Annotated in this window: 11 protein-coding genes; 3 read left to right on the top strand and 8 right to left on the bottom strand. The window is 71.7% G+C overall.

All coding sequences use genetic code 11. The annotated features are described in order from the left end of the window. Positions 1-45: 45 nt before the first annotated feature. Positions 46-876, bottom strand: coding sequence for an aldo/keto reductase (locus ACIPSJ_RS46650; RefSeq protein WP_401355587.1), 831 nt, complete (start codon positions 874-876; stop codon positions 46-48). A gap of 96 nt (positions 877-972) precedes the next feature. On the opposite strand from ACIPSJ_RS46650, the gene ACIPSJ_RS46645 reads away from it, so the two are divergent. After that, positions 973-2037, top strand: coding sequence for a LacI family DNA-binding transcriptional regulator (locus ACIPSJ_RS46645; RefSeq protein WP_401356026.1), 1065 nt, complete (start codon positions 973-975; stop codon positions 2035-2037). Here the strand turns inward: ACIPSJ_RS46645 and ACIPSJ_RS46640 are convergent. The 4 genes from ACIPSJ_RS46640 to ACIPSJ_RS46625 are packed head-to-tail and all read right to left on the bottom strand — an operon-like array spanning position 2000 to position 6603. Further along, positions 2000-3364 carry a glycoside hydrolase family 32 protein gene (locus ACIPSJ_RS46640; protein WP_401355585.1) on the bottom strand — a complete coding sequence of 455 codons (1365 nt, stop codon included), beginning with the start codon at positions 3362-3364 and terminating at the stop codon, positions 2000-2002. The genes ACIPSJ_RS46645 and ACIPSJ_RS46640 overlap by 38 nt on opposite strands. After that, positions 3361-4215: a carbohydrate ABC transporter permease gene (locus tag ACIPSJ_RS46635; RefSeq protein WP_359223423.1), complete on the bottom strand. Its 855-nt coding sequence runs from the start codon at positions 4213-4215 to the stop codon at positions 3361-3363. Before ACIPSJ_RS46635 ends, ACIPSJ_RS46640 begins: the two co-directional genes overlap by 4 nt. A 28-nt stretch (positions 4216-4243) precedes the next feature. Continuing rightward, a complete protein-coding gene (locus ACIPSJ_RS46630) occupies positions 4244-5197 on the bottom strand; it encodes a carbohydrate ABC transporter permease (protein ID WP_401355582.1) in 954 nt (317 codons plus the stop codon). Then, a complete protein-coding gene (locus ACIPSJ_RS46625) occupies positions 5194-6603 on the bottom strand; it encodes an extracellular solute-binding protein (RefSeq protein WP_401355579.1) in 1410 nt (469 codons plus the stop codon). Before ACIPSJ_RS46625 ends, ACIPSJ_RS46630 begins: the two co-directional genes overlap by 4 nt. A 181-nt stretch (positions 6604-6784) precedes the next feature. Here ACIPSJ_RS46625 and ACIPSJ_RS46620 point away from each other — a divergent pair, with 181 nt between their 5' ends. After that, the gene (locus ACIPSJ_RS46620; RefSeq protein WP_401355577.1) at positions 6785-8335 is read left to right on the top strand and encodes a glycoside hydrolase family 32 protein; all 1551 of its coding nucleotides are present in this window, start codon (positions 6785-6787) and stop codon (positions 8333-8335) included. Here the strand turns inward: ACIPSJ_RS46620 and ACIPSJ_RS46615 are convergent. Further along, the gene (locus ACIPSJ_RS46615) at positions 8325-9302 is read right to left on the bottom strand and encodes a phosphotransferase enzyme family protein (protein WP_401355575.1); all 978 of its coding nucleotides are present in this window, start codon (positions 9300-9302) and stop codon (positions 8325-8327) included. The two genes, ACIPSJ_RS46620 and ACIPSJ_RS46615, sit on opposite strands and share 11 nt — an antisense overlap. Before the next feature lie 137 nt (positions 9303-9439). On the opposite strand from ACIPSJ_RS46615, the gene ACIPSJ_RS46610 reads away from it, so the two are divergent. Continuing rightward, entirely contained in the window at positions 9440-10399 is a 960-nt protein-coding gene (locus tag ACIPSJ_RS46610) for a TauD/TfdA dioxygenase family protein (RefSeq protein ID WP_401355573.1), read from the top strand. A 1-nt stretch (position 10400) separates the two neighbouring features. Here ACIPSJ_RS46610 and ACIPSJ_RS46605 read toward each other — a convergent pair whose 3' ends face one another. Beyond that, a complete protein-coding gene (locus ACIPSJ_RS46605; protein WP_401355570.1) occupies positions 10401-11435 on the bottom strand; it encodes an LLM class flavin-dependent oxidoreductase in 1035 nt (344 codons plus the stop codon). A 77-nt stretch (positions 11436-11512) separates the two neighbouring features. Continuing rightward, a complete protein-coding gene (locus ACIPSJ_RS46600) occupies positions 11513-13015 on the bottom strand; it encodes a metallophosphoesterase family protein (protein ID WP_401355567.1) in 1503 nt (500 codons plus the stop codon). Positions 13016-13202 lie beyond the last annotated feature (187 nt).

Genomic DNA, 13202 nt, shown 5'->3' with positions numbered 1-13202 from the left:
GGCCGCCAGGAGGCCGGGCGGGGCCGGAACGGCGCAATCCGGGGCTCAGAACTCCTCGTGACTGTCCGGGTCGCCGCCGACGCGCTGATGGGCCCGCTCCGAGACGGCCGCCGTCTGGGCCGCGCTCAGCCGGAAGCCGGACACGTCCAGGTTGGTCCGCTGCCGCTCGGGGTCCGCCGACTTCGGGATGGCCACCGCGCCGAGCTGGACGTGCCAGCGCAGGACGACCTGAGCGGGCGTCACCCCGAGCGCCTCCGCCACGCCGACGACGGCCGGGTCGCGCAGCAGCCGGCCGTCCCGGCCGAGCGGACTCCAGCTCTCGGTGACGATGCCCTTCTCGGCGTGGAAGGCGCGCAGCTCCTCCTGCGGGAACAGCGGATGCAGCTCCACCTGGTTCACCGACGGGAGCACCCCGGTCTCCTTCTCCAGCCGCGCGAGGTGCTCCTCGGTGAAGTTGGAGACGCCGATCGAGCGCACCAGCCCCTCCTCGCGGAGCTTGATCATCGCCTTCCACGAGTCGACGTACCTGCCGACCCGGGGGTTGGGCCAGTGGATCAGATACAGGTCCACGTACTCCAGGCCCAGCCGCTGCCGGGACTCCTCGAAGGAGGCGAGGGTCTCCTCGTAACCGTGGTGGCGGCCCGGCAGCTTCGTCGTCACCACCACCTCCTCGCGGGGGACGCCGCTGCTCGCGACACCCCGGCCGACCCCGGTCTCGTTGCGGTAGTTCACGGCCGTGTCCAGCAGCCGGTAACCCGCTCCGAGCGCATGGCGAACGGCCTGCTCGGCCTGCGTGTCGTCCATCGGCCAGGTGCCGAGGCCGACGGCGGGGATCGTCGTACCGTCGTTGAGCGTGTACGCCGGAGTGCTTGTCACGATGGGACCTTCCGTCGACTGTGTCCTGCCCCACCCTCACGGATAGGGTGAGTGGTGATCAAGCGGGGCGGGCGCGACGAGCGAGCAGCGGGCGGTATGGGCGGCGGCGAGGACAGGAACGGCAGCGGCGGCGGACGGCCCACGTCGAAGGACGTGGCCCGGCGCGCCGGCGTCTCGCACACGGCCGTCTCCTTCGTGTTCAACGGCCGTGCCGAGGGCAACCTCTCACCCGCCACCCAGGAACGCATCCGGGTGGCCGCCGCCGAACTCGGCTACCGGCCCGACCCCGTCGCCCGGGGCCTGCGCCGCCGACGCACGGCCGTGATCGGCCTGGTCACCGACGAGATCGCCTCCTCGCCGTTCGCCGGACGGCTGCTGCGCGGAGCCATGGAGACCGCCTGGGACCAGGACCACCTCGTCCTCACCATCGACTCCGGCGGCGACCCGGCCAAGGAGGACGCGGCCGTCGCCGAACTCCTGGACCGGCGCGTCGACGGCATCATCTACGCGGCGATGTCGCTGCGCCGGGTGCGCGTCCCCGAGGGCCTGCACCGCACCCACTCCGTGCTCGCCAACTGCCTGCCCGAGGACGACTCGCTGCCGGCCGTCGTCCCGGCCGAACGGGCCGGCGGCCGTACGGCGGCCCGGCTGCTGCTCGACGCCGGGCACCGCAGGATCGCGATGGTCGGCGGTCAGGACGACATCGCCTCCGTCGAACGGCTGCGCGGCTTCCGGGACGCCCTGCGCGCCGCGGGGGTCACGCTCCCGAAGGAGTGGGTCGTGCGGTCCGGCGGCGAGATCGTCGCCGGTTACGAGGGCGCCGCACGTCTCCTGGAAGGCGTCGCCCCGCGGCAGCGCCCGACAGGCGTCTTCTGCTACAACGACCGGGTCGCGGCGGGCGTCCTGCACGCGGCGACCCGGCTCGGGATCGCCGTACCCGAGGAACTGTCGGTGATCGGCTACGACGACCAGGAACACATGGCCGCCTTCCTCGCCCCGCCGCTCACCTCGGTCGGGCTGCCGCACCGGGCGATGGGCGAGGCCGCGGCCCGGCTGCTGCTCGACACCATCGACACCGGCCGCACCCCGCCCGCCACCGTCCGGCGCCTCGCCTGCCCGGTGGTCAGCCGCTCGTCGGTGGGACCAGCTCCCACCCGATGACCTCGGCGTCCCCCTCGACCGTCAACTCCCGCACATCTGCGGGACGTTGATACACCCGCTCGGTGACCGTCGCCCGGTCCGCCACGAACAGTTCGAGCAGCGAGCCGTCGACGAGGACGCGCACGGTGAGCGGTGCGGCCGGGGGAGTGCCCAGGGCAAGGGGCGCTGACCCTTCCCGGCCGGCCCGGGGCCAGCCGGTGCGGTCCAGGGTGACGGTCCCCTGCCGGGGATCCAGCCCGATCGTCAGCCGGCTGTCGCCGGACCGGAGCAGGGTCACCGTCGCACGGTCGTGCGCGGTGATCTCCAGGTCGTACGACACCGGAAGCGGTCCGGCGCCGAACGGGTCCGGCGCCCGCAGGAGGTCCAGCTCCGGCGCGGGGGAGACCAGGAGGCCGCCGTCGGGACGCGTGCCGACGACCCTGGGCGCGGTGAGCACACCCGCCCAGCCCTCGGGGGTGTCCCGCGCCTCCCAGGACCAGCCCCACAGCAGGGCACGGTCCTCCTCCTGGAGCACGGCGGGCGCGTAGAAGTCCCGGCCGTGGTCGAGCCGCCCGCCGACAGCGGCCTCGAAGCGCAACCCGCCCCCGGTGTCGCTCACAAGACGGCCCGTCAGGTATCCGGTGGAGCACGGATCGCCGTCCCACAGGGACACCACCAGGACATGGCCGCCGTCGGCCGTCCGGTACAGCTGCGGGCACTCCCAGCCCACCGCCTTGTCCCCGAAGGCGTCCGAGGCGACCGGGTCGTCGCCGTCGAGCAGGACCCCGGCGAACCGCCAGTCGGTCAGGTCGTCGCAGTCGTACACCAGGACGGACGGGGTGCCGTCGGCGTGACCGGCGCCGACGAGGGCGTGGCGGCGCCCGGCGTGCCGGAAGACGAAGGGGTCGCGGAACATCACCACGTCGAGGCCCTCGGGCGGTGCGCCGACGACGGGGGCAGGCACCGGCTGCCACCGGACGAGCAGCGGGTCGGCCGCCCGGGCCAGGCAGATCGTGCCCAGGCCGGTGTGGTCGTGTCCGATCCCGGTGTAGACGGCGGTGGGGGTGCCGTCGTCGTCGACCACGCATCCCGACCAGCAGCCGCCCTCGTCCGGGCCGCCCGGGGTCGGGGTGAGGGCGATCGGGTGGTGCTCCCAGTGGGCGAGGTCGGGGCTGGAGGCGTGGCCCCAGTGGATGTTCGCGTGCACGGGCGCGGCGGGGTTGTACTGGTAGAAGAGGTGGTAGCGGTCCCGCCAACGGAACGGGCCGTTGGGGTCGTTGATCCAGTTGGCGGGCGGACGGACCCGGAAGCGCGGGGCGTTGGGGTCCTGGGGAGCGGCGAGGCTCAACGGTTGACTCCTGCTGAGGTGATGCCCTCGCGGAGAGGGCGCTGGCCGACGAGGAACACGGCGACGGCGGGGAGCATCGACAGCACGACACCGGCGAGGACGACCGAGACGGAGCCGGTGCCCAGGTTGCCCTGGAGGGAGACCAGACCCAGCGGCAGTGTGTAGTTCTGGCCGGAGGTCTCCAGGATGAGCGGGCGGAAGAACTCGTTCCAGTGGTAGTTGAAGGCCAGCACACCGACGATCGCCAGGCCGGGCGTGGCCAGCGGCGCGTACACCGACCGGAAGATCCGCCAGGGCCCGGCGCCGTCCAGCATGGCCGCCTCGCCGAGGTCCTTCGGCATGCCGAGGAAGTACTGCCGCATCAGGAAGGTGCCGAACGCGGTCGGGAACGCCGGGACGATCAGGCCGAGGAGGGTGTCGGTCAGCCCCATCGACTTGAGTACGAGGAACACCGGCACGATCGTGACCTGCAGGGGAACCATCATGGTCGCCAGGACCAGCCCGAACAGCGGTCGTTTGAACCGGAATTCGAGGCGTGCGAAGGCGTACCCGGCGAGCCCCGCCGTGATCATCTGGCCGACCGCGATCAGGGCGGTCACCAGGGTGGAGTTGAGAGCGAGCAGCCAGACGTCGATCTGGTCGAAGACGCCCCGGTAGGCGGCCGTGCTCGGATGGGTCGGGATGATCTGCGGTGGCAGGTCGAAGGACTCGGCCGGAGTGCGCAGGGAGGTCGAGACGGTCCAGATGACCGGCCCGAGCGTCAGCAGCGCGCACACGGTCAGTCCGGCGATCCGCGCCCAGGGCGCCAGCCGGTACCGGACACCGCCGAGGGTCGGATGTGCTTGGCTCATGGTCGCTTGGCTCAAGGGACTCACCGGCTCACTGGTAGTGGACGAAGCGCCGGCTGAGCCGGAACTGGACGGCGGTCACCGCCATGATCAGCACGAACAGGAGGACGCCCACCGCGGAGGCCTCGCCGAAGCGGAGCTGCTCGAAGGCCCGCTCGTAGATCACCATGACGACGGTGCGGGTGGAGTCGCCGGGGCCGCCGTCGGTCAGGACGTACGGCTGCTCGAAGACCTGGAGCGCGTTGATGATGCCGACCACCGAGGCGACCAGCAGGGTCGGCGACAGCAGCGGGAGCGTGATCGCGAGGTGCTTGCGCAGGCCGGTCGCGCCGTCGAGGGCGGCGGCCTCGTGGATCTCCTTCGGGATGTTGTTCAGACCCCCGACGAACAGCAGGAACGAGAAGCCGAACTGCTGCCACACATAGACGATGACCACCGTGGCCATCGCCCCGTGCTCCGACGTCAGCCAGGGCACCGGCGCGATGCCGAACAACCCGATCAGCCAGTTGACGACGCCGAAGTCCTGGTTGAAGAGGTACTTCATCACCACCGAGATCGACGCGGCGGACAGCACCAGCGGGAAGAAGAACGCCGACCGGAAGACCGAGCGCAGCCAGCCGGGCATCCGGCCGTTCAGCGTGAGCGCCAGCGACAGCGCGATCACCAGTTGCAGGGCGACCGCGAGCACCATGAAGACGAGCGTGTTCCGGAACGAGACGAGGACGGTCGAATCTCCCACGATCTCCCGGTAGTTGGCGCCACCGGCGAAGCGCGGCGGATCGATCACGTTCCAGTCGAAGAAGCTCAGCACGATCGACCCGATGATCGGGACGACCGTGAAGACGACGATCCCGACGATCGTGGGCGTCAGGAACAGCGCCGCCAGCAACCGGGTGCCCCGCTCCCGGCCCGGCGGTCGCACGGACACCGCGGGCGGAGCGGACACGGACCGGGCCCGTCCGGCGGTGATCTGGGTGTTCGTCATAGCTCACGCTCCATGGCCTGCTCCAGATCGCCCTGCATCCGGCGCAGCGCCGGCGCCACCGAGCGCGGACTCGCCAGCGCCGTCCCGGTGTACTTGAGCAGCACGTCGGTCACCTCGGCGACCTGCGGCGGCGCCGGGATCGGGCCGGTGTCGGGGAACTTGTCGAGGGTGTCGTAGAAGACCCTCCAGTGCGCCGGACCGGTCTCCCGGTAGCGGCCGGTGGTGAGCATCGAACGCCGGGCCGGGGTCGTCTGGTTGGCCGCGAACAGCTCGGTCATCACGTCCTTGCGCGCCGCGTACTTGATGAACTCCCAGGCCGCGTCCTGCTTCTTCGAGGTCCGCAGCAGCGCGTAGCCCGCCGCGCCGAACTGCATGCGCTGGGTGCGCCAGCGGGGGAAGTACTGGACGTCGTAGGCGTCCGCCTTCATCCCGGCCAGACGCAGACCGCCCGCCCAGAAGCCGCCCGCCGGGGTCACCCCGACCCGGCCGGTGGAGAAGACCCCGACCAGGTTGCTGCCGTTGCCGCCCTCAGGCCGGGTGCACAGGTCCTCCTGGATGAGCGAGGCGAGATAGTCGTAGACCTCCTCGACCCGGGCGGAGGTGGCCTGCGGGGTGGTCCAGCGGAAGCCGCCGCCCCGGCCCAGGCGGTCGGCCGCCGGGTAGAAGGCGTCCCACAGCCAGCTCCCGCCCGGCGCCCTGGACTCGGCGAGCAGATTGGTGCCGTTGTTGAACAGCCACGGCACCACCCCGCCCCACAGCCGGTTGGTCCAGAAGTACGGGGTGAAGTGGGAGTCGCTCGACCGCTTCATCTCGCGCAGCAGCGCGGTGAAGTCGTCGCGGGTCCAGTCGGCGGGCGGGAAGCCGGCGCCGGCCCGCTTCAGCACCTGCTCGTTGAGGTACATGTCGGCCGCGTTGAACTCGACCGGCAGCTGGTACAGGCTCCCCTCGTACATCATCGACTCCACCAGCGAGGGGTGGACGTCGGCGAAGTACTCGCGCAGCTCGGCCGCGTCCCGCCGCACCCAGCGGTCCAGCGGCACGCCGAGCCGTTCGGCGAACAACTGCACGCCCTCGGTGGCGACATAGACCAGGTCGGGCGCGGTGCCCGCCGCGATCTGGGTGAGGATCTTCGCGAAGAAGTCCGACCAGTCCACGGCCTGCACGGCGTTCACCCGCAGCGGGACGTCGGGGTGGAGCTTGCGGAAGCCGGTGCTCAGCGCGTGCACGGCGGCCGGGTCGAAGGCGGAACCGAGGGTGGCGACGACGAGTGAACCGTCGTCCCGGCCGGGTATGTCGGCCCCGGTGAGCCGGTCCCAGCTCGCGGCGGTGCCGGCCAGCGCGGCGGCCCCCGCGCCGTAGGCGCCGTACCGCAGCAGGGCGCGGCGGGAGAAGTGCGAGTCGGTCATCCAAGGTGCCTAACTCGTTTTAGGAAAGGTTCGACGCCCCAGATGATGAGAAGCGCGTCACATCCCTGTCAAGGGCCGTGAACGCTTGACCTTTAACGAGTTAGGTCTACAGTCCTGGATTCAGCCGACCGTCGTTCTGAGCCGCGGAGACGGCCGGTTGACACGAGAGGAACGATGCCTGATGCCAGGGCTGTCCAGAAGGGCGCTGTTCGCCGGTTCGGCGGCGGGGGCGAGTGCCGCACTGCTGTCCACCACACCGGCCGCCGCCAGGCCCGAGCCCAAAGCCGTGCGTACCTGCGCGAGTTACCGGGCCGACTACCACTTCACCGTCCCCGACCAGTGGAAGAACGACCCCCAGCGCCCGGTCTGGGTCGACGGCGAGTACCACTACTACTACCTCTACAACGCCGACTACCTCGACGGCGTCGTGGGCACCGCCTGGCGCCTCGCCACCAGCACCGACCTGGTCTCCTTCACCGATCGCGGGATCGCGGTGCCGAAGGACACCACCGTCAACGGCGACGTCTGGTCGGGCTGCGCCGTCGTCGACACCGGCGACACCGCGGGCTTCGGGGCGGACGCGGTCGTCGTGATCGTCACCATGTCACCCGGTGGCGGCACCGACCACCAGGAGCAGTTCCTGTACTACTCCACGGACGGCGGCCGGACCTTCACCAACCACGGCACCGATCCGGTGCTGCCCAACCCGGGCGTCGCCGACTTCCGCGACCCCAAGGTGATCCGGGACGAGGCCGGCGACCGCTGGGTGATGGCCCTCGCCGAGCGGAACAAGGTCGGCTTCTACCACTCGGCGGACCTCAAGTCCTGGACCTACGTGGGCGGTTTCATCAAGGACGGCATCGGCACACTGGAGTGCCCCGACCTGTTCCGGATCACCGCGGACGACGGCACCGTCAAGTGGGTGCTGGGGGTGAGCGCGGACGGCACCGGCTCCGGGCTGCCCAACACGTACGCGTACTGGACCGGTTCGTTCGACGGGAGCGCCTTCACCGCCGACTCCGCCGACCCGCAGTGGCTCGACCACGGCTGGGACTGGTACGCGGCCGTCACCTTCGAGAAGCGGGACGCGACCGGCATCCTCGACGACTCCGCGCGCTACGCGCTGGGCTGGCTCAACGACTGGGCCTACCCGAACACCACCCCCACCATCGACTGCGACGGCTTCAACGGCACCGACTCCATCGTCCGCGAAGTCACCCTGAAGCACGCCTCCGACGGCGGCTACCACCTCGCCTCCCAGCCGGTCGCCGCGCTCGACTCGTACGTCTCCCGCACGGTCGACCTCGGCGACCTGACCGTCGACGGCACCCTCCTCCTCGACTACACGGGCACCTCGTACGAACTGACCACCGAGATCACCTGGTCCCGACTCACCGGAGCCGGGGTGCAGTTGCGGCGCTCGCCGGACGGCGCCCGGCACATCGACGCCGGGGTCTACGGCGACTACGCCTTCCTCAACCGGCGCAACACCGTGAATCCCGACACCAGCGGCGACCGGCAGGAGAGCCACACCCCGTTCGACCTGTCCACGGGCTCGGTGAAGCTGCGCATCCTCGTCGACCGCACCTCCGTGGAGATGTTCGTCGGCGACGGCCGCTACACGCACTCCGCCGAGGTGTTCCCGTATCTCGTCGACGACCGGCTGGCACTGTTCACCATCGGCGGTACGGCGGTGTTCCGGAACACCGCCGTACGGGAGTTCACCGTGTGACGGCCGCGACCAGCCGGGACACGGCCGCGAGGTCCGGCACGTCGGCCAGCCGGGCCACGACCTCGCCGCTCCCGAACTCGCGCTGCTCAGGCGTCAGTTCGGGGTCCACGGCGGCCTCGGCCTGGACCTGGATGTAGTTCAGCGCGGTCGCGAAGAGCATGGAGAACGACTCCGGGCCCCGGACGGTGGCGGGGCCGCCCGCCCGCCGGTAGGCGTGGACCAGGCGCCGGGCGGCCGCCGGGTCCCCGTGGTTGCCGCCCGACCAGACGAACAGGGCCCGCGCCAGCTCCCGTTCCGCGGACGTGGGTCCGGCGTTGTCCCAGTCGAGCAAAACCGGGCCGGCCGTGCCGACCAGGACGTTCTGGGGTTGCAGATCCAGGTGGGAGATCACCCGGTCGGCCGCGTCGGACGGGCTCACCCAGCGGGCCAGCTCCACCGCCTCGGTGCCGATGAACCGGCCCAGCGCGTCCGCCCAGGGCAGCCCGGCCTCGGTCACCCTCCCGTGCAGGTCCTTCCAGTCGCTCTCGCGGGGGCACCGCTCGTACCACTTGTGCGGTGCCTCCGTCGCGCCCGCGCCCGCGCGGTGGAGCAGGCCCATGGTCCGGCCGAACCAGTCAAGCACCGCCGGGTCGGCGACGTCCGCCCGGGTGCCCTCGATCCAGTCGTACAGCTTCACATGGGTCGTCCCGCCGGCGGCCGGGACCCGCGTGAGGTGGGCGCCGTGCCGGTTGGCGAACAGGCGCGGAGCGGCGATGCCCAGGCCCTCGCCCGCGAGCCGTAAGGCGGCCTCCCGCGCCACGTCCCCCTCGTCGCAGTCGAAGAGCAGCTGCTTCGCCGCCCGGGCGGATCCGTCCGGGCCCGTGAGCCGCCAGATCTGCCCCAGCGCGCCACGGGCGACGGGCGTCAAGGTCCAGGGACCCGGACCGAGTTCATAGGCCTCGGCGATGAAGTCGGCGCTGTCGATCATGAGTCGCTCCTCGGGGACGGATCCACTGTCGTGCCCTGCGATCATCACGTGGCCGACGCGATGCGACACGTCTTTTTTTGCGCGCCCCCGGCTGTCACGATCTTGGGGAACCGACACCGACGACCATCGGAGCGCGCATGACGACGGAACGCAGCACGGGGACCGGGGCGGCCGAGGTGAAGCCCGTCGCCGGGTACATCGGCGCCGAGATCACCGGGGTCGACCTCACCGAGGACCTCGACGACGCCGTGGTCGCGCTGATCCGGGAGGCCGTGCTGCGCTGGAAGGTCGTCTTCTTCCGGGGGCAGCGGCTGGACCACGCCGGTCATGTGGCCTTCGCCCGCCGCTTCGGCGAGCCGGTCGTGCTCGGCCGGCGCGGCAGCGCCTCACCCGCCGGCTTCCCCGAGGTGGAGACCACCGCCGACCGGCTGGAGCTGGGCGGCCGGTTCGGGATGGAGCACGAGGAATGGCTGCGGCGCCGCCGGCACACCCTGCTGCGCGGCTGGCACTGCGACCACGGCGCCCGGATCGACCCGCCCGCCGCGACGATCCTGCGCGCCGAGACCGTCCCGCCCTACGGCGGCGACACCACCTGGGCCAACCTCGCCGCCGCCTACGCCGGACTCTCCGCACCCGTGCGCGCCTTCGTCGACGGACTGCGCGCCGAGCACCGGCTCGGCGTCGGCTACCAGCCCCGCCCCGGCGATGACACCTATCTGCGCCACCTCCTGGACCACCAGGTCGCCTCGGTACACCCGCTCGTGCGCGTCCACCCCCAGAGCGGCGAGCGGGTGCTGTACGTCAACGGCTACTACGTCGAGCAGATCGCCGACGTCTCCCGCCCGGAGAGCGCCGCCCTGCTGGAGATGCTCCTGGAACAGGCCGTACGGCCCGAGTACACGGTCCGCTTCCGCTGGGAGCCCGGCAGTGTCGCCTTCTGGGACAACCGGGCCACCATCCATCTGGCCCCGAGTGACAACGCGCACCTCGGCCTCCCCCGGGTCATGCACCGGGTGATGCTGCACGGCGAGGTGCCGGTGGGCGTCGACGGCAAGCCGTCGGAGCCGGTCACCGGCACGGAGGCGCGCCGCTGGTGACTCAGGCGGCGGAGCCGGGGAGCCGGCCCAGCGCCGGGCCGAGGTGGGCCGCCATGTCCGTGAGGATCTGTACGTAGTCGTCGTGCTCGAAGTCGAAGGGCAGCGCGAAGGCCACCTCGTCGACCTCGCGGAACCCGGCGTGCGCGTGCAGCCGCTCGGCGATCTCCGCCGAGGTGCCCACGATGTCCGGCGCGAACAGCAGCCGCGCCGGACCCTGCGGGGCCGTGGTGCGGGGCAGCCGCTTGGCCGCGTACGCCTCGTACCGGGCACGCTGCTCGGGCGTGGCGGAGTCGGTGGGGATGACGACCAGACCCTGCGAGACCCGGGCCGCCTCGCCGTCGGGGTGGTGCGCGCGGAACTCGCGGATCTGCGCCCGCTGGATCTCCGCGAAGTCGTACGGCCCCTCCGGGCCCTCGGCCTTGACGACGCTGCTGGTCAGGAAGTTCATCCCGTGCTCGCCCGCCCAGCGCGCCGAGCCCAGGCTGCCGCCGCCGTACCAGAGCCGCCGCCCCAGGCCGGGGGAGTGCGGCTGGACCACGTCCGAGAACACCTCGAAGCCCTCGACCCCGCTGAAGTCGGTGGCCGGCTTGCCGCGCACGAAGTCCAGCAGCCGCCGCACCCGCTCGTAGCCGAAGTCCTCGCTGTCGGCGGTGTCCGGGTAGAGGGCCTCCTTGACCTGCGTGTAGTGCATGGGCGGGCCCACGCTCACGCCGGGGTTGAGACGCCCGCCGGACAGCAGGTCGACGGTCGCCAGGTCCTCGGCGAGCCGCAGCGGGTTCTCCCAGCCCAGCGGGATCACCGCCGTGCCCAGTTCGATCCGGCTGGTGCGCTGCGAGGCCGCCGCCAGTACGGCGACCGGCGACGAGATGCCGTACTGGAGGTGCCGGTGGCGCACCCACGCGCTGTCGAAGCCCAGCCGCTCGCCCAGCTCGATGATCTCCAGCGTGGACTCGTGGCCCTTGCCCGGGTCCGCCCCGTCGAACAGGCCGATGGTGAGGAAGCCCAGTCTGCGCAGCGGGCGGGGGGTGGACGGCACGGGTCCTCCAGCGGTCGTACGTCAGTTCTGCCCCGATTGTGGCATCCGAACATTGCGGGAGTGTGATCGGTTCCGGGTCAGGTCAGGGGGATGGTGATCTCGTCCTCGACCGGCGGATCCAGCTCCTGCGGGCGGTTCCCGGTGGCGGCGAAACAGCGCAGCCGTACCGCCTCGGGGCTGACGTCGAGGCGCAGGAAGCACTTGAAGAAGGGCGGGCTGTAGGTGGCCGAGCCGGGGGAGAACAGCTGGGTGTAGATCTTCTTCACCGGCAGCCGGAAGCGCGGGCCGCGGTCCGGGCGGCTGCCGGCGCCGAGCAGGGTCGCGACCAGCCGGGTGCGCCGGGTGACCCGGGTGTCCGGGGCGGGAGCGCGGCCGGGCGTGATGCCCAGGCGCTCGGCGATCACGGCCGTCGCCTCGGCCTCGGTGAGCGTGAGGAAGCGGCGGAGCCGCAGCTTGCGGGCGTACAGGCGGCTGTAGAAGGCGAGGGAGTCGCCGCGCAGCGGGTAGCAGCGGAAGTCGTCCTCGGTGACGTTCGCGATCGACACGGGAGGGATGGTGTGGGTGGCGTGCATGAAGGCACCGCCGCCGCCCGCGACCACGTACTGGATGGTGCGGCCGTCGACGTCGACGGGGTAGCGCTGGTAGTTGTGGATGTCACCGCCGATCGCCGCCACGTAGTGGTGGTCCGGGTCGCGGACGAGGTCGTCGACCGTGCCGCCGCCCTCGATCGGGCAGGGGTGGTGCTCGCCGTCCACGTACAGCGGGGAGCCGGTGACCAGGATCTTGGGACGCGGCCCCCGGGACACCTCGCGCAGCCAGGCGCCCTGTTCCGCGTCGATCGTGCCGAGCAGGCCGGTGTCGATGCCGACGATCCGCACCGGGCCGGCGTCGATCGCCCAGTAGGGACCCGGCTGGACGGCCGTCTGCTCCGGGCCCGGCCGCAACTTCCGTGCCTCCACGAGGAGTTGCTCGTCCGCCGGGCGCGGCCGGTGCCAGAGCAGGGCACGCCACCAGGCCCGGGTGAGCGGGCGGGGCTTCGGCTCGGGCGGGAGCGGCGGGGTGTCGTCGCAGAAGACGCGCATGAACGCGCCGAGATCCTCGTACCAGTCGTGGTTGCCGGGTATCGCGTATATCGGCGCCGGATAGTCCTGGTACGGCCGGAAGAACTTGGTGCCGTAGTCGTCGGTGGTCCCGACCGGATAGATCACGTCGCTCGCGATCACCGCGAAGTCGGTGTCCTGACCCGCCTTCAGGAACCCCGGCACGACCGCGTACTGGGAGTCGTCGCCCTCGCCGGTGTCGCCGATCACCATGAACGAGAACCGGTCCGCCTCATGACGCCGGATCACCTTGTCGGCGGGCGCGCCGGCGGCCGCCCGCCGCGCCACCCAGCGGCTGCGGGTACGGCCGGTCGGGTCCCCGAACCAGGAGGCCAGCACGCCGTTGCGGGCGGCCCACATGGTCCTGGGGTTGAACCAGAAGATCTTCTCGACATGGTCCGGCATCAGCCGGCGATAGGCACCGCGCTCGGCCTCGCCCCAGCCGGCGCCCGCCGCGGTCTTGCGTGAGGAGTCAGACACGCGGGAACCGTAGCAATGCCCAACGGGCGGGTGGGGCGAGGGGGTTGTGTGCGTCCCCCGTCACCACTCATAGGGGTTCGCGGGGGCGCCGTACGGGTCCTGCGGACCACCGGGCGCGGGCCGGGCCTGCGTACCGGGCCGACCGCTCCCGCCCGGCGTGCCGTGTGGCGTGCCGTACGGGCCGACT

The organism is Streptomyces sp. NPDC090088, from assembly GCF_044747345.1.
Taxonomy (GTDB): Bacteria; Actinomycetota; Actinomycetes; order Streptomycetales; family Streptomycetaceae; genus Streptomyces.
This window is presented reverse-complemented; position numbering and strand designations above follow the sequence as displayed.